The following is a 16697-nucleotide window of genomic DNA, read 5'->3' as shown; positions in this document are numbered from 1 at the left end:
AACTCCAGTGTGGGTTATGCGACTTCAGTACGGGACGAGACGAGACGCGAGGCCGAGACCACCTCGCCGCCGCGGAGCAGCAGCTCCGCCGGGGCCGGACGGCCCAGGAACAGCAGCAGGCTCGCGGTGGGGCCGTAGGCGCCCGTGTTCGGCACCGCGAGCACGTCGCCCGGCCGCGGCGCGGGCATCCGCACCGAGCGGGACAGCAGGTCGCCGGGGGTGCACAGCGGTCCCGCCAGGCTGACCTGGACCGCTTCGCCGGTGCGGTGGCCCGCCGGGTCCACGGACAGCGGCAGCAGCCGGCCGAGACCGGCCATGCCGCCGAGCGTGTTGATGCCGGCGTCCAGGACGGCGAAGGTGCGGCCGCGGCTCTCCTTGACGTTGGTGACCCGGGTCAGCAGCCGCCCGCTGTCGCCGACCAGATGGCGGCCCGACTCGCAGGCGATCTCCAGGCCGTCCGTGCGCCAGCGCGGCAGCCGGGTGTCGAGGGCCTTCTCCAGGGCGGCCCGCAGGTTCGGGTAGTGCGGCCGCTCGCCGGGCACCGAGTACGGCGCCGCGAAGCCGCCGCCGATGTCCAGGACCGACAGCGGCAGCCCGAGGTCGTGCTCCAGCGCCGCCGCCTGCTCGACGGTCGCCGTGAACTCGGCGGTCAGGCTCTCCTCGTCCTTGGAGTTGGACAGCGGGAAGAAGTGCGCGCCGACGACCTCGGTGCCCGGCACTTCGAGCAGGGCGGGCAGCAGGCCGGGCAGGGTCTCCGCGTCGATGCCGAACTGCGAGGGCGTACCGGTCATCCGGATGCTGGTGGTGGCCGCGGCCGCCGCGCTGTTGACGCGCAGCAGCACCCGGGCCACCGTGCCGTGCCGTACCGCCTCGGCGCCCAGGCGGCGCAGGTCGCCGGGCGACTCCACGGAGAAGGTGCGCACCCCCGCCGTGAGCGCGGCGGCCATCTCGACGGCCGTCTTGCCCGGCCCCGAGTACAGGATCGTGTCCGCCGGGTGCCCGGCCTCCAGCGCACTGGCCAGCTCGCCCGTGGAGCACACCTCCGCCCGGCAGCCGCCCGGCCCCTCGCGCAGCGCGCGGACCAGGCCGGGGTGCGGGTTGGCCTTGAGCGAGTAGTAGAGCGTGAACCCGTCGGGCAGGGCCGCCCGCAGGTCGGCGCGGGCCCGCTCCACCCGGTCCAGGTCGTACACGTACAGCGGTGAGCCGTACCGTTCCACCAGCTCGCGGTCGAGCGCGGCCTGCCCGCCGGGCGCCACCGCCGCTTCCGCCGTCTCCGCGCTCACTTGGCGCCCTCGGCGTCGAGCAGCGCGGCCAGTTGCTGCTTGGCGTTCTTGCCGTTCGAGGTCAGCGGGAAGGCGTCGAGGACCTTGCACAGGGCGGGCACCTTGACGGCCTCCAGCCGCCGCGCCAGCTCGCGCAGCACCGCCTGCGGGGTCAGGCCGTCCGCCTCCACGAAGATCATCAGGTCGCGGTCGGCGGTCGGCTTGAGCGCCGCCGCGTTGCGCACGCCGGGGATGTCCATCGCGGCGCCCTCGATCTCGATCGTGGACACCCGCATGCCCTTGCGCTTGAACATGTCGTCGCGGCGGCCCTCGAAGTACAGGTAGCCGTCGCCGTCGACGTGCCCGTAGTCGCCGGTGAACAGGCGGGTGCCGCCGGTCTCCGCGTCGGGCCGGTAGGTGCGCGCGGTGATCTCCGGCAGGTTCCAGTACCCGGCCATGACGTGCGGCCCGGTCACCGTGATCTCGCCGCTCTCCCCGGCGGGCACCTCGTGGCCGTCCGCGTCCAGGATCGCCACCCGGGTGCCGGGGATCGGCAGCCCGGAGGAGCCGGGGCGCTCGCGGTCCTGCCCGGGCGGCATGATGGTGATGCGCTTGCACTCGGAGATGCCGTACATGCGCACCACCCGCGCGTCCGGGAAGCACTTCCACAGGCCGTCGATGACGCGCTGCTCCAGGGCCGCGCCGGTGCTGGTGAACATGCGCAGCCGGGTGGGGCGCGGGTCGCGCTGGGCGAGCCGGATCAGCGGGCCGCCCAGCGAGGGCACCAGCGGCAGCACCGTGGCGCCGCTCTCCCGGACCAGGATGTGCAGCTTGGAGTCCGCCTCGGAGTCGGCCAGCACCAGGGTGGCGCCGGCGACGGCGCACAGCAGCACCTGGAACAGGCCGTAGTCGAAGGAGAGCGGGACGCGGACGAAGACGGTGTCGTCGGCGCGGTAGCCCAGCACCTCGTTGATGGACCGGGCCGCGAACAGCATCTGCGCGTGCGGGCAGATGATGCCCTTGGGCGTGGACGTCGAACCGGAGGTGTAGATGAGCACGGCCGGGCTGTCGGAGGGCTGACCCGCCTCGGTGGTGTCGCCGTCGGTGTCCAGTTCCGACCAGAGCGCGCCCACTTCGTGCACGGGTACGTCGGTCAGGCCCGACACCCACTCGCCGGCGCCGTCGGTGACGACCACGAGCCGCGGCGCGCAGTCCGCGATGACCGCGCGCAGGTGGAACTCCTTCATCTCCGCGCTGATCGGGACCAGCGCGGCCCCGGCGCGGGAGGCGGCGTACAGCAGCGCCGTCGTCTCCCGCACGTTGGGCAGGCGTACGACGATCCGGTCGCCCGGCACCACCCCGGCCCGGCGCAGCCGGTCGGCGGCGGCCCGGCTCTGCGCCGCGAGCTGCTGCCACGTCCAGGAGTCCCGGGCGTCGCGCACGGCGACGTCCTGGGGGCGGGCGGCGGCCTGCGCGTCCAGGAGGTGGTGCAGCAGCCGGGCGTCCTGGGGGAAGTTCTCGTCCACGGGAAATCTCCTTGTCGTCCGTGGCTGGTGGGGTCGTCCGTGGCTGGTCGGGCTGTCCGTGGCCGGTCGGGTTGTCCGTGGCCGGCCGGTACGGCGGGCAGCTCAACTCGGCTCAACTCGGCTCGGCTTGGTTCGGCCGGGCCCGGTCCGGCCGGGCTCAGCTCCGGCCGCGGCCGCCGTCCAGCAGGGTCAGCGCACGGGCCCGCAGCGCCGCACGGTCGATCTTGCGGTTGGCGTTCATCGGGAACTCGTCGAGGTGGACCAGCAGCCGCGGCACCGTCGCCTTGGGCAGGCCGGCGCTCAGCTCCTTGGCGAGCAGGGCGCGCTGCGCCGGGCGGCCGGTGTAGAAGGCGGCCAGTTCATGGCTGCCGCCCACCGGCACGGCGACCGTCACGGCGTCCTCCACCCCGTCCAGGGCGCGTACGGCGTGGCTGATCTCGGACAGCTCCACCCGCCAGCCCTGCACCTGCACCTGGTCGTCGGCGCGGCCCAGGTAGGCGATCTCGCCGTCCGGCCAGCGGCGCACCCGGTCGCCGGTGCGGTACCAGCGGCGGCCCTCGTGCACGAGGAAGCGGCCCTCGTCCTCGGCGGGGTCGAGATAGCCGTCGAACATCTGCGGTCCGGTGACGCACAGTTCGCCCTCGTCGCCGCCGGTGGACCCGTCGGGCGCCACCAGCACGTGGTCCAGGGCGGCGTGCACCGGACCGATGGGCACCACCCCGTTGACGTACCGCTCGTCGGGGGTGTGCGCGGCCAGCCGGTGCACGGTGACCGTGATGGTCAGCTCGGTCGGGCCGTACAGGTTCTCCACGGTGCTGTGCGGGGCGGCGGCCTGCCACGCCTCGGCGTCGTGCCGGTGCAGCGGCTCGCCCGCGAACAGCGACCAGCGCAGCCCGTCCAGGGCGCCCGCCGCCAGCGCCCCCGAGCGGCGGGCCAGCGCGATGGCGGCCGGCGTGGAGAACCACACCGTGACCCGCTCCTCGGCGAGGAACTCCGGCAGCGCCCGGTAGGCCCGCATCGGCAGCGGCACCACCCGCGCGCCCGCGCCCCACGCGCAGAACAGGTCGAACATCGCGCAGTCGAAGGTGAGGTCGAAGGTCTGCGTGAACACGTCGCCGGGCCCGAAGTCGTACCGGGCGCGCAGTGTGCGGAAGTAGCTGTCGGCGGCCCGGTGCGTGGTCGGCACGCCCTTGGGGCGGCCGGTGGAGCCCGACGTGAACAGGATGTACGCGGTGTCCTCCGGGTCGACCGTACGCGGCTCCGCCAGCGGGGTGCCCGCGAACCGGTCAGCGCCGGCCGCGACCAGCGGGACCCCCGGCACGCCGATCCGCTCGAACGCCCTTTCGCCCCGGGCGTCGGCGACGACGGCGTCCGCCTCGGCGGCCTCCAGCACGGCCCGGTTGCGGGCGGCGGGGAAGTCGGGGTGCAGGGGCACGGCCCGCGCGCCCAGGTACAGCGCGGCCAGCAGCCCGGTGTACGCCTCGCCGCTCTTGCTGCCGAGCACCGCCACGGTCCGCGGTATCCCGCGGCACGCCGCCACCAGGGCGCCCGCCAGCGCGAGCGCCGCCCGGTGCGCCTCGGTGTACGTGGTGCCCTGCCCGTCGACGCGGAAGCACTCCCGGTCGGGGGAGAGGGCCAGGCCGCGCAGGAACAGCCCGTGCAGGCTGTGCGCGAACCGCTCGTCGGGGTACGTCGCCTGCTCCGCGCGGGCGGAGACCGGGGCCGGGGTCGCCGTCATCTCACACCCCCGCCGGAGCCGAGGCGGAAGCCGGAGCCGAGGCGGAAGCCGGAGTCGCGGTGGCGGCCGGAGCCGTCGCCGGGCGCGGGGTCCGGTCCGGCGGCACCGCGACCACCTCGAACCGGGACGTCGCCGACTCCACCCGCCCGAACAGCGCGTCAGGCCCGGGGATCACCAGCCGCTCCACCCCGCGCGCCCGCAGCGCGTCCAGGGTCGCCGGCCAGTCCACGGGCCGCACGAAGTGGTCCAGGAGCATGGCACGCAGCCCGTCCGCGGTCCTCACCTCGGTGCCGTCCTGGTCGGCGATCACCGGCAGCAGCGGATCGCGCAGCGGCAGCGCGTCCACCACCTCGCGGGCCGCCAGCTCACGCAGCCCCGTGAACAGGGAGGAGTGCATCGGCGGGCGCATCACGTACAGCGGCAGCGCGCCGATCGCCCGCAACTCCCGCTGGAAGGTGTCCAGTTCGTCCTCGCGTACGGACACCATCTGGAAGCCCTCGTCGAGGCGACAGGCCACCTCGTGCCAGGCGCCCCGCGCGTCCATGCCCGCGAACAGCTCCGCGAGCGGTGCGGCCGGGGCCCGTACGAAGGACTGCGTGACCACGTCCCGGTGCTCGCGCGCGAAGTACGCCTCCGTGCAGCGGGCCAGGCCCGCCGTCATCCGGACCGTGTCCGCGAAGTCCAGCGCCCCGCTGAAGCCGAGCGCGGGCTTCTCGCCGAAGCTGGCCCCGGCGCACACCGACGGCTCGGCGCCCAGCTCCTCGCGGGCCCGTTCGGCGAGCGCCGTGCACACCACCATGAACGCGACCTGCGCCGCGGGCGCGTACGCGTCCTCGCTCTCGCGGAACGCGTCGAAAAGGGAATGGCCGAGAACATCGTCCGCGACCGAAAGCAGCTTCTTGGCGCGGGAATCGAGAAGAAGGAAGCGTCCGAGTTCCCGGAAGCGCACAGGCCCCATTCCCGGGAATACCATCGCCGTTGTCATCGCAGCACCCGTCTTGTCGCGAACTGGCCTCGTTCGGACAGTTCTAGATGCCGGGCAACGCCCCACCAACCCCTAACGCACCCCGCCCGCCCCTTAATAGGGGTCGCCGGCGCCGACCATAGGGGGTGTGCGCTGTGGCCCCTGGCGGGAACGCGCGGTTTGAATTGACGGTCCGCATACCCTTCAGCCACACGGACGGGTGACCCATGACCGTGACCGAGGACACCGCCTCCCTCGCCCCCCTGACGCAGCCGCCGCCGCGCCCCGACCCGCGTTCCCGCGTGGCGCTGCTCGACCTGGTCAAGCAGACGGTGCGGGAGGGGCCGGGTCCGCGCGCCACCGAACAGCAGTGGGCCAAGGGCAAACTGACCGTCCACGAACGCCTGGAACTCCTCTTCGACAAGGGCAGCTTCCAGGAGATCGAGCCGCTGCGCCGGCACCGCGCCACCGGGTTCGGCCTGGAGAACAAGCGGCCCTACACCGACGGCGTGATCACCGGCTGGGGCACGGTCGAGGGCCGTACGGTCTTCGTGTACGCCCATGACTTCCGCATCTTCGGCGGCTCCCTCGGCGAGGCCCACGCGGCGAAGATCCACAAGGTGATGGACCTGGCGCTGGCCGCGGGCGCGCCGCTGGTCGCGCTGAGTGACGGTGCCGGCGCCCGCATCCAGGAGGGCGTGACCGCGCTCGCCGGGTACGGCGGCATCTTCCGCCGCAATGTGGCCGCCTCCGGGGTCATCCCGCAGATCAGCGTGATGCTCGGCCCGTGCGCGGGCGGCGCCGCGTACTCGCCGGCCCTGACCGACTACGTGTTCATGGTGCGCGGCACCTCGCAGATGTACATCACCGGGCCGGACGTGGTGCAGGCCGTCACCGGCGAGGAGATCAGCCACAACGGGCTCGGCGGCGCCGATGTGCACGCCACCGTCTCCGGCGCGGCGCACTTCGCCTACGAGGACGAGACCGAGTGCCTGGCCGAGGTCCGCTACCTGCTGTCGATGCTGCCGCGGAACAACCGCGAACTGCCGCCCGCCGTACGCCCCGAGGACGCGCCCGACCGCCGCTGCGAGGCGCTGCTCGATCTGGTCCCCGGCGACCCGGGGCGCTCCTACGACGTCCGGCCGGTCATCGAGGAGATCGTCGACGACGGCGAGGTCTTCGAGGTGCACGCCGGCTGGGCCACCAACATCATCTGCGCCCTGGCCCGCCTGGACGGCCAGGTCGTCGGCATCGTCGCCAACCAGCCGGCCTCCTACGCGGGCGTCCTGGACATCCACGCCAGCGAGAAGGCGGCCCGCTTCGTGCAGTCCTGCGACGCGTTCAGCATCCCGCTGGTCACGCTGGTGGACGTGCCGGGCTTCCTGCCGGGCCGCGAGCAGGAGCACGGCGGCATCATCCGGCACGGCGCGAAACTCCTGTACGCCTACTGCAACGCGAGCGTGCCGCGGATCTCGGTGATCCTGCGCAAGGCGTACGGCGGCGCGTACATCGTCATGGACAGCCAGTCCATCGGCGCCGACCTGACCTTCGCCTGGCCGACCAACGAGATCGCGGTGATGGGCGCGGAGGGCGCCGCCAACGTCGTCTTCCGCCGCGAGATCGCCGCCGCGCCGGACCCGGAGACGGCCCGCGCCGAACGCATCAAGCAGTACCAGGAGGAGCTGATGCACCCCTACTACGCGGCCGAACGCGGCCTCGTCGACGACGTCATCGACCCCGCCGACACCCGCGCCGTGCTGATCCGCTCGCTGGCCATGCTGCGTGCCAAGCACGCCACCATGCCGTCCCGCAAGCACGGGAACCAGCCGGTATGACCGCCGCCCCGGACCACCCCATCCGCGTGGTACGCGGCGAGCCCGACGCCGAACAGCTCGCCGCCGTCACCGTGGTCCTCCTCGCCCTCCTGCGCGGCACCGCCCCCGAGACCCCCCCGCCCCCACCACCCCCCGGCTGGACCCAGGCCGCCCACCGCCTCCCGGGAGCCTGGGCCTCGACATAGCCCCACCCCAACCAACAGAACCCACCGGATCGACGGCACCCACCACAGGGCCCCGTCGATCCGGCTTGCCACCCCCGCGCCACCGGGCCGCGTGGGCCATCTGCCTTGCCATTCCCGCGCCACCGGGCCGCGTGGGCCATCTGCATCCGGGCTACCGTGGCACAGGGGCCACGCTCATCCGGGCTACCAGGCCACATGGGCCACCCTCACCTAGGTCACCGGCCGTACGGTCAACCAGCCTTCCGGTCAACGGGCCACCGGGCTGCCGGGCTGCCGGGCCACCGGGCCACCGGGCCACCGGGGCGCTGGGTGACCGGGCCGCCGGGCCTTTCAGCCGCCTGGCCGTCCACGCCTTCCCGCCGCTTGGCCCCGGCCTGCCGGCCCACCTGGCCACGGGCCCACCTGGCCACGGGCCCTCCGGGCCGCTTGGCAGCCGGGCTGCCCGGTTCCCCCGGCCGCCGGGCCGCTCGGGCTACCAGGCCCCCGGGCCGCCTGCACCTGAACCACCAGGGCATCCGGCCTTCCGCCACGGGCCCTCCGGCTGCCCAACTGCCTGATCACCGTGCCACCCCGGCCGCCTGGCCGTCCGTCCCGCCTTGGCCACCCGGCCACCCGGCCACCCGGCCACCGGGCCGTCCGGGCCTTCCGGCCGCCGGGGCTCTCCAGTCGCCCGGCCGTCCGGCCGCCGAGCCACCCGGGCCGGCCGTGCCTCCTGGCCACCGAGCTGCCCAGCCATCAGACCGCCCGTGCCTCCTGGCCACCGAGCTGCCCAGCCATCAGACCGCCCGTGCCCCCGGCCCCCGTCGGAGCCCGCCCTACCCGTGCCCGCCGTGCAGCCGACAGCCGACAGCCGACCGCCAGGCACCCAGCACCCGGCAGCCGGCCACCTCAGTCAGCCCCCACCCCACCCCACCTCACCCCCACCCCACCTCACCCCCACCCCCACCACCTCACCCCCACGCCACCTCACCCCACCCCCGCACGCGAAAGAGCGCCGCTGCTCCGGAGACCGGAACCGCGGCGCTCAGTCGGTGTGCGGGGTCATGTCAGTGGACGGCGGTCTGGCGGGCTCGCTGGGCGGCGATCGCCGGATACCGCATGGTGAACAGGACGGGGATCACGAAGGTGACGACCTTGATGACGATCGCGGCGGTCGTGGCGTGCGGGTTCGCCTTGATCAGCAGGGCCAGCGCACCGGCCGCGACGACGAAGGACACCCCCCACACGGAGGTGATCGTCGCGTTGGTGCGGAAGAACGCCGGCGTCTTCCACACGTGCTCCGGTGCGATCTTGCGGGCCAGGCCGAGCGTGAACGGCCGCCCGATGATGAGTGAGCCGAACGCCGTGGCGGCGAGCCAGGCGTCGACGAGCGCGGGACCGTAGGGGATCAGGCTGGAGTCGGGCTGCTTGTACGAGAGCCAGGTGATGCCCGCGAAGAACAGCAGGGCACTCACCTCGATCACCATCTCGTCCAAGTGCTTGCCCGACCGGCGCCCCTGGAAGATCACGAAAACGGCGATCCCCAGTCCCCACTCCGCGCCACTGCGCCACTCGTCGCTCGTCGCGATCGCGGCGTAGGCGATCCAAGGTAGGAAGCTGATGAGGTAGCGGGTCATGGAAAGCTCCTTTCTACCCGCTGATTAAGTCAGCCCCTCCTTGCGGGACGCTAAAGCGGAACGCATCGCCCCGCGAGCGTTGCTTTAGCAGTTCCCAAGCAGGACGGAACATGTTTCTACGACAACAATTCCCGGACCCTATGCCAGTTCCGGCTGCAGGAACGGCTGGAGGAAACGTGTCCCGTCGACTGTTCACCTCGGAGTCGGTTACCGAGGGCCATCCCGACAAGATAGCCGACCAAATCAGCGACACCATTCTCGACGCCCTCCTCGCCCAGGACCGCACGGCCCGCGTCGCGGTGGAAACCCTGATCACCACCGGCCAGGTGCACATCGCGGGCGAAGTCACCACCTCCGCCTACGCCGATATCCCGGCGCTGGTGCGCGAGACGATCCTCGGTATCGGCTACGACGCCTCCGCCAAGGGATTCGACGGCGGCTCCTGCGGTGTCTCGGTCTCCATCGGCGCCCAGTCGCCCGACATCGCCCAGGGCGTCGACGACGCCTACGAGACCCGCGTGGAGGGCGCCGCCGAGGCCGACGAGCTGGACCGGCAGGGCGCCGGCGACCAGGGCCTGATGTTCGGCTTCGCCTGCGACGAGACCCCCGAGCTGATGCCGCTGCCGATCGCGCTGGCGCACCGCCTCGCCCGCCGCCTGGCCGAGGTGCGCAAGGAGGGCCCGCTGCCCTACCTGCGGCCCGACGGCAAGACGCAGGTCACCATCGAGTACGACGGCGACCGCCCGGTCCGCCTGGACACCGTCGTCATCTCCTCGCAGCACGCCCCCGACATCAGCCTGGAGAGCCTGCTCGCCCCCGACCTGCGCCGGCACGTCGTCGAACCGGTCCTGGCCGGCCTCGACCTGGACACCACCGGGCACCGCCTGCTGGTCAACCCCACCGGGCGGTTCGAGATCGGCGGCCCGATGGGCGACGCCGGACTGACCGGCCGCAAGATCATCGTCGACACCTACGGCGGCATGGCCCGGCACGGCGGCGGCGCGTTCTCCGGCAAGGACCCCTCCAAGGTGGACCGCTCCGCCGCGTACGCCATGCGCTGGGTCGCCAAGAACGTCGTCGCCGCGGGCCTGGCCCGGCGCTGCGAGGCCCAGGTCGCCTACGCCATCGGCAAGGCCGCCCCGGTCGGCCTGTTCATCGAGACGTTCGGCACCGAGACCGTGCCCGTGGACCGTATCCAGCAGGCCGTCACCGACGTGTTCGACCTGCGCCCGGCGGCCATCGTGCGCGATCTCGACCTGCTGCGCCCGCGCTACGCGCAGACCGCCGCCTACGGCCACTTCGGGCGCACCGGCGCCGACTTCACCTGGGAGGCCACCGACCGGGCGGACAAGCTCCGCCAGGCCGTGACGGGCTGAGCGGGGGCCGGGACATGCGGATCGCCGTCACCGGTTCCATCGCCACCGACCACCTGATGACGTTCCCCGGGCGTTTCACCGACCATCTGGTCCCCGGTGAGCTGTCGACCCTGTCGCTCTCCTTCCTCGCCGACACCCTGGAGGTACGCCACGGCGGAGCCGCCGCGAACATCGCCTACGGCCTCGGCCGGCTCGGGCTCACCCCGGCCCTGGTCGGCGCCGTCGGCCCGGACTTCGCCGGCGGCTATCAGGTCCACCTGAAGGAACACGGCGTCGACACCGACTCCGTGCATGTCTCGGCCACCGCGCAGACCGCCCGCTTCGTGTGCACCAGCGACCTCGCGCAGAACCAGATCGCCACCTTCTACGCCGGCGCCATGGCCGAGGCCCGCACCCTGAGCCTCGCCCCGGTCGCCGACCGGCTCGGCGGCCTCGACCTCGTCCTGGTCTCGCCCAACGACCCCGAGGCGATGGTCCGGCACACCGAGGAGTGCCGGCGGCTCGGCATCCCGTTCGCCGCCGACCCCTCCCAGCAGCTCGCCCGCCTCGACCCGGACGCCGCCCGCACCCTGGTGGACGGCGCCCAGCGGCTGTTCACCAACGCCTACGAGTCGGTGCTGCTGCGCGAACGCACCGGCTGGACCAGCCGGCAGATCCTCGACAGGGTCGGCTCCTGGGTGACCACCCTCGGCGCCGACGGCGTCCGCGTCGAACGCGCGGGCCGGGGCGCCCTGACCGTGCCGGCCGCCCCGGTGCGCGCGGCCGCCGACCCCACCGGCGTCGGTGACGCCTTCCGCGCCGGCTTCCTGGCCGCCCTCGCCGCCGGCCGGCCGGAGCGGGACGCGGCCCGCCTCGGCTGCGTACAGGCCGCCCTCGCCCTGGAGGCCCCCGGCCCCCAGGACTACGACCTCGACCGTACGACCGTGACGGCCCGGCTCACCGAGGGCTACGGCGCCCCGGCCGCCGCCGCCCTCGCCCCCTTCCTGGAGGCCGCCCTGTGAGCACTCTCCGCGCGGCCACCGCGGCCGGGCTCCGACACGCCCTGGCCACCCGGGTGGTGGTCGCTGACGGCGCCATGGGCACCATGCTCCAGGCCCACGACCCCACCCTCGACGACTTCCAGGGCCACGAGGGCTGCAACGAGATCCTCAACGTCTCCCGCCCCGACATCGTGCGCTCGGTGCACGACGCGTACTTCGGCGCGGGCGTGGACTGCGTGGAGACCAACACCTTCGGCGCCAACCTCGCCAACCTCGGCGAGTACGGCATCGCCTCCTGCATCCGCGAACTCGCGGAGGCCGGCGCCCGCCTCGCCCGCGAGGTCGCGGACGGGCACAGCACCGCCGACCGCCCCCGCTGGGTGCTCGGCTCCATCGGCCCCGGCACCAAACTGCCCACCCTCGGGCACGCCCCGTACGCCGAACTGCGCGACGCCTACCAGGAGCAGAGCGAGGGCCTGATCGCGGGCGGCGCGCACGCCCTGCTCGTGGAGACCACCCAGGACCTGCTGCAGACCAAGGCCGCCCTGATCGGCGCCCGCCGCGCGCTGCGCCGTACCGGCACCGACCTGCCGCTGTTCGTGCAGATCACCGTCGAGACCACCGGCACCATGCTGCTCGGCTCGGAGACCGGCGCCGCCCTCACCGCGCTCGAACCCCTCGGCATCGACCTGATCGGCCTCAACTGCGCCACCGGCCCCGCCGAGATGAACGAGCACCTGCGCCAGCTGTCCCGGCACGCCCGCACCGGCATCTCCGCGATGCCCAACGCGGGCCTGCCCCAGCTGACCGCCGACGGCGCCCACTACCCGCTCGGCCCGGACGAACTGGCCGCGGCACACCGGCAGTTCGTCACCGAGTACGGGCTGAGCCTGGTCGGCGGCTGCTGCGGCACCACGCCCGAGCACCTGCGCCGGGTCTGCGAGGCCGTACGCGACCTCGAACCGGCCCGCCGCGACCCGCGCCCCGAGCCGGCCGCCGCCTCCCTCTACACCGCGGTGCCGTTCCGGCAGGACACCTCCTACCTGGCCATCGGGGAACGCACCAACGCCAACGGCTCCAAGAAGTTCCGCGAGGCGCTGGTCCGCGAGGACTGGGACACCTGCGTCGAGATCGCCCGCGACCAGATCCGCGACGGCGCCCATCTGCTCGACCTGTGCGTGGACTACGTGGGCCGCGACGGCGTCGCGGACATGAAGGAACTCGCCGGCCGCCTGGCCACCGCCTCCACCCTGCCCGTCGTGCTGGACTCCACCGAGCCCGCCGTCCTGGAGGCCGGGCTGGAACGGCTCGGCGGCCGGGCCGTGGTCAACTCCGTCAACTACGAGGACGGCGACGGCCCCGACTCCCGCTTCCAGCAGATCATGCCGCTGGTCGCCGAGCACGGCGCCGCCGTCGTCGCGCTCACCATCGACGAGGAGGGCCAGGCCCGTACCGCCGAGTGGAAGCTGCGGGTGGCCGAACGCCTCATCGCGGACCTCACCGGCCGCTGGGGCATGGCCGAGAGCGACATCCTGGTGGACTGCCTGACGTTCCCCATCGCCACCGGACAGGAGGAGACCCGCCGCGACGGCGTGGAGACCATCGAGGCGATCCGGCAGCTCAAGCTCCGCCACCCCGATGTGCAGACCACCCTCGGCCTGTCCAACATCAGCTTCGGCCTCAACCCGGCCGCCCGGACCGTCCTCAACTCGGTGTTCCTGCACGAGTGCGTGGCCGCGGGCCTCGACTCGGCCATCGTGCACGCCTCCAAGATCCTGCCGCTGTCCCGCATCCCCGAGGAGCAGCGTGCGTGCGCGCTCGATCTGGTGCACGACCGGCGCCGCGAGGACTACGACCCCCTCCAGCGCTACCTCCAGCTCTTCGAGGGCGTCGACACCCGCTCGGTCAAGGCCACCCGTGCCGCCGAACTCGCCGCGCTGCCGCTGCCCGAGCGGCTGCGCCGCCGGATCGTCGACGGGGAGCGCACCGGCCTCACCGACGACCTCGACGAGGCGCTGACCTGCCACTCCGCCCTTCAGATCGTCAACGAGATCCTGCTGGACGGCATGAAGACCGTCGGTGAGCTGTTCGGCTCCGGGCAGATGCAGCTGCCGTTCGTGCTCCAGTCCGCCGAGGTGATGAAGGCCGCGGTGGCCCATCTGGAGCCGCACATGGAACGCGCCGACACCGCGGGCAAGGGCACCCTGGTGCTGGCCACCGTCAAGGGCGACGTGCACGACATCGGCAAGAACCTCGTCGACATCATCCTCACCAACAACGGCTACCACGTCGTCAACCTCGGCATCAAACAGCCCGTCTCCGCGATCGTCGAGGCCGCCGAACAGCACCGCGCCGACGCCATCGGCATGTCCGGCCTGCTGGTGAAATCCACGATGATCATGAAGGAGAACCTCCAGGAGCTGAACGACCGCGGCCTGGCCACCACCTACCCCGTCATCCTCGGCGGCGCCGCCCTGACCAGGGCGTACGTCGAACAGGACCTGCACGAGCTGTACGACGGCGAGGTCCGCTACGCCCGCGACGCCTTCGAGGGCCTGCGCCTCATGGACACCCTGACCGCCCTCAAACGCGGCGAGGCGGGAGCCGCCCTGCCCGAACTCAAACGCCGCCGCGTGCGCGCCGCCACGACCGCCCGCACCCTGGAGGAGCGGCCCGCCGGGCCGTCCCGCTCCGACGTCGCCGGCGACAACCCGGTGCCCACGCCACCGTTCTGGGGCACCCGCGTCACCAAGGGCATCCCGCTCGCCGACTACGCCTCCTGGCTGGACGAACGCGCCACCTTCATGGGCCAGTGGGGCCTGAAGTCCGCGCGCGGCGGCAGCGGCCCCAGCTACGAGGAACTCGTCGAGTCGGAGGGCCGGCCCCGGCTGCGGGCCTGGCTGGACCGGCTGCACACCGACAACCTCCTCGAAGCGGCCGTCGTGCACGGCTACTTCCGCTGCGTCTCCAAGGGCGACGACCTGATCGTCCTGGACGAGAACGGCGCCGAGAGCACCCGGTTCACCTTCCCCCGCCAGCACCGCGACCGCCACCTGTGCCTGGCCGACTTCTTCCGCGCCGAGGAGACCGGCGAGAGCGACGTCATCGCCTTCACCACGGTCACCATGGGCAACCGGGTCTCCGAGGCCACCGCCGAACTGTTCGCCGCCGACGCCTACCGCGACTACCTCGAACTGCACGGCCTGTCCGTGCAACTGACCGAGGCGCTGGCCGAGTTCTGGCACGCCCGTGTCCGCGCCGAACTCGGCATCGCCCACCAGGACCCCGCCGACCTGGCCGGCATGCTCCGCACCGACTACCAGGGCTGCCGCTACTCACTGGGCTACCCGGCCTGCCCCGACCTGGAGGACCGCGCCAAGATCGCCGCCCTGCTGCGCCCCGAACGCATCGGCGTCACCCTCTCCGCCGAGCACCAGCTCCACCCCGAGCAGTCCACCGACGCCCTGATCCTGCACCACCCGGAGGCCGTCTACTTCAAGACGACCGGCGGCCCGGCCGAGGAGAACCCCCGATGACCGCGCCCGCCCCCGCCACCCCGTCCGCCGGCTCCCTGCGCGACCTGCTCGCCGCCGGCGTGCGCACCTACTCCTTCGAGTTCTTCCCGCCCAAGACCGAGAACGGCGAGCGCACCCTGTGGGACGCCATCCGGCGGATCGAGGCGGCAGGTCCCACGTTCGTGTCGGTGACCTACGGCGCCGGCGGCTCCTCCCGGGACCGCACGGTCGCCGTCACCCGCCGCATCGCCGCCGACACCACCCTGCGGCCCGTCGCCCACCTCACCGCCGTCGACCACTCGGTGGCCGACCTGCGGCACATCGTCGGCCAGTACGCCGACGCCGGCATCCGCGACGTACTCGCCCTGCGCGGCGACCCGCCCGGCGACCCGCGCGGCCCCTGGACCGCCCACCCGGACGGCCTGCGCCACGCCTACCAGCTCGTCGAACTCCTGCGCTCCGCCGGGGACTTCAGCGTCGGTGTCGCCGCGTTCCCGGAGAAGCACCCGCGCTCGCCCGACTGGGACAGCGACATCCGGCACTTCGTCGCCAAGTGCCGCGCGGGCGCCGACTACGCGATCACGCAGATGTTCTTCGACGCCGAGGACTACCTGCGGCTGCGCGACCGGGTCGCGGCGGCCGGCTGCGACACCCCGATCATCCCGGAGATCATGCCCGCCACCGACGTACGGCAGATCACCCGGTTCGCACAGCTCAGCGACGCCCGCTTCCCGCGCGGCCTCGCGGAGCGCCTGGAGGCCGCCCGGGACGACACGGCCGCCGCCCACCGCATCGGCGTCGACCACGCCACGGCCCTGGCACAGCGCCTCCTGGCCGAAGGGGCGCCCGGCCTGCACTACATCACCCTGAACCGCTCCACCGCGACCTTGGACATCCACCGCAATCTCACCGAGAGGCCCGCACATGCCCGCCACGACCACTGACTTCACGGACTTCAAGGTCGCCGACCTGTCCCTGGCCGTCTTCGGCCGCAAGGAGATCACCCTCGCCGAGCACGAGATGCCCGGCCTGATGGCGATCCGCGAGGAGTACGCCGAGGCGCAGCCGCTGGCCGGCGCCCGGATCACCGGCTCGCTGCACATGACCGTCCAGACGGCCGTGCTGATCGAGACGCTGGCCGCGCTCGGCGCGCGGGTCCGCTGGGCGTCCTGCAACATCTATTCCACTCAGGACCACGCGGCCGCCGCGATCGCCGTGGGCCCGGACGGCACCCCGGAGAATCCCCGGGGCATCCCGGTCTTCGCCTGGAAGGGTGAGAGCCTCCAGGAGTACTGGTGGTGCACGGAGCAGGCGCTGACCTGGCCGGACAGCCCCACCGGCGGCCCGAACATGATCCTGGACGACGGCGGCGACGCCACCCTCCTGGTCCACCAGGGCGTCCAGTACCAGAAGACGGGTGAACTCCCGCCGGCGGACAACGAGGAACTGGCCGTCGTACGGGCCCTGCTGGAGGCCGGCTCCCTCGACTGGACAGCGGTCTCGTCCGGCATCCGTGGTGTGACGGAGGAGACCACGACGGGTGTGCACCGTCTGTACGAGATGCAGCGTGACGGCATCCTGCTGTTCCCCGCGATCAATGTGAACGACGCGGTGACGAAGTCGAAGTTCGACAACAAGTACGGGTGCCGGCATTCGCTGGTGGACGGGATCAACCGGGCGACGGACGTGTTGATCGGCGG

At 73.0% G+C, this 16697-nt stretch carries 12 protein-coding genes; 7 read left to right on the top strand and 5 right to left on the bottom strand.

Annotation, left to right across the window (positions count from 1 at the left end; translation table 11 throughout):
* Nucleotides 1-14: 14 nt before the first annotated feature.
* The 4 genes from ABZ858_RS20675 to ABZ858_RS20660 all read right to left on the bottom strand — a co-directional run bounded on the left by ABZ858_RS20675 (nt 15) and on the right by ABZ858_RS20660 (nt 5484).
* Entirely contained in the window at nt 15-1283 is a 1269-nt protein-coding gene (locus tag ABZ858_RS20675) for an alanine racemase (RefSeq protein ID WP_361380277.1), read from the bottom strand.
* Nucleotides 1280-2788: an AMP-binding protein gene (locus ABZ858_RS20670; protein WP_361380274.1), complete on the bottom strand. Its 1509-nt coding sequence runs from the start codon at nt 2786-2788 to the stop codon at nt 1280-1282. Before ABZ858_RS20670 ends, ABZ858_RS20675 begins: the two co-directional genes overlap by 4 nt.
* A gap of 157 nt (nt 2789-2945) precedes the next feature.
* Entirely contained in the window at nt 2946-4526 is a 1581-nt protein-coding gene (locus ABZ858_RS20665) for an AMP-binding protein (RefSeq protein ID WP_361380271.1), read from the bottom strand.
* Between the two features lies 1 nt (nt 4527).
* Nucleotides 4528-5484 (bottom strand): ACP S-malonyltransferase, encoded by a 957-nt coding sequence (locus tag ABZ858_RS20660; RefSeq protein WP_361380268.1) that lies wholly within the window; start codon nt 5482-5484, stop codon nt 4528-4530.
* A gap of 233 nt (nt 5485-5717) precedes the next feature.
* Here ABZ858_RS20660 and ABZ858_RS20655 point away from each other — a divergent pair, with 233 nt between their 5' ends.
* Together ABZ858_RS20655 and ABZ858_RS20650 are read left to right on the top strand one after the other, a co-directional pair.
* Entirely contained in the window at nt 5718-7325 is a 1608-nt protein-coding gene (locus ABZ858_RS20655) for an acyl-CoA carboxylase subunit beta (protein WP_361380265.1), read from the top strand.
* Nucleotides 7322-7510, top strand: coding sequence for an acyl-CoA carboxylase subunit epsilon (locus ABZ858_RS20650; RefSeq protein WP_361380262.1), 189 nt, complete (start codon nt 7322-7324; stop codon nt 7508-7510). The genes ABZ858_RS20655 and ABZ858_RS20650 overlap by 4 nt, the downstream gene beginning before the upstream one ends.
* A gap of 1046 nt (nt 7511-8556) precedes the next feature.
* On the opposite strand, the gene ABZ858_RS20645 is transcribed toward ABZ858_RS20650, so the two are convergent.
* A complete protein-coding gene (locus tag ABZ858_RS20645; protein ID WP_361380259.1) occupies nt 8557-9126 on the bottom strand; it encodes a hypothetical protein in 570 nt (189 codons plus the stop codon).
* Nucleotides 9127-9302: 176 nt separating this feature from the next.
* On the opposite strand from ABZ858_RS20645, the gene metK reads away from it, so the two are divergent.
* The 5 genes from metK to ABZ858_RS20620 form a co-directional block, all read left to right on the top strand.
* Nucleotides 9303-10502 (top strand): methionine adenosyltransferase, encoded by a 1200-nt coding sequence (gene metK / locus ABZ858_RS20640; RefSeq protein WP_361380256.1) that lies wholly within the window; start codon nt 9303-9305, stop codon nt 10500-10502.
* A gap of 14 nt (nt 10503-10516) precedes the next feature.
* The gene (locus ABZ858_RS20635) at nt 10517-11503 is read left to right on the top strand and encodes a carbohydrate kinase family protein (protein ID WP_361380253.1); all 987 of its coding nucleotides are present in this window, start codon (nt 10517-10519) and stop codon (nt 11501-11503) included.
* Nucleotides 11500-15018: a methionine synthase gene (metH, locus tag ABZ858_RS20630; protein ID WP_361380250.1), complete on the top strand. Its 3519-nt coding sequence runs from the start codon at nt 11500-11502 to the stop codon at nt 15016-15018. The genes ABZ858_RS20635 and metH overlap by 4 nt, the downstream gene beginning before the upstream one ends.
* Nucleotides 15015-15941: a methylenetetrahydrofolate reductase [NAD(P)H] gene (gene metF, locus ABZ858_RS20625; protein ID WP_361380247.1), complete on the top strand. Its 927-nt coding sequence runs from the start codon at nt 15015-15017 to the stop codon at nt 15939-15941. The genes metH and metF overlap by 4 nt, the downstream gene beginning before the upstream one ends.
* The coding region (locus ABZ858_RS20620) for an adenosylhomocysteinase (RefSeq protein ID WP_361380244.1) at nt 15922-16697 on the top strand (776 nt) is incomplete at its 3' end. The genes metF and ABZ858_RS20620, both read left to right, overlap by 20 nt.

This window comes from Streptomyces sp. NPDC047017, from assembly GCF_040644175.1.
GTDB lineage: Bacteria > Actinomycetota > Actinomycetes > Streptomycetales > Streptomycetaceae > Streptomyces.
Note: the sequence above shows the minus strand (reverse complement) of the source record. Positions and strands in the feature narration are given on the sequence as shown.

Bases quoted from the DNA above. Each gene is read 5' to 3' on its own strand.
- ABZ858_RS20635 (WP_361380253.1), top strand. From the start codon at position 10,517: ATGCGGATCGCCGTCACCGGTTCCATCGCCACCGACCACCTGATGACG.
- ABZ858_RS20655 (WP_361380265.1), top strand. From the start codon at position 5,718: ATGACCGTGACCGAGGACACCGCCTCCCTCGCCCCCCTGACGCAGCCG.
- ABZ858_RS20645 (WP_361380259.1), bottom strand. From the start codon at position 9,126: ATGACCCGCTACCTCATCAGCTTCCTACCTTGGATCGCCTACGCCGCG.
- ABZ858_RS20650 (WP_361380262.1), top strand. From the start codon at position 7,322: ATGACCGCCGCCCCGGACCACCCCATCCGCGTGGTACGCGGCGAGCCC.
- metF (WP_361380247.1), top strand. From the start codon at position 15,015: ATGACCGCGCCCGCCCCCGCCACCCCGTCCGCCGGCTCCCTGCGCGAC.
- ABZ858_RS20660 (WP_361380268.1), bottom strand. From the start codon at position 5,484: ATGGGGCCTGTGCGCTTCCGGGAACTCGGACGCTTCCTTCTTCTCGAT.
- ABZ858_RS20665 (WP_361380271.1), bottom strand. From the start codon at position 4,526: ATGACGGCGACCCCGGCCCCGGTCTCCGCCCGCGCGGAGCAGGCGACG.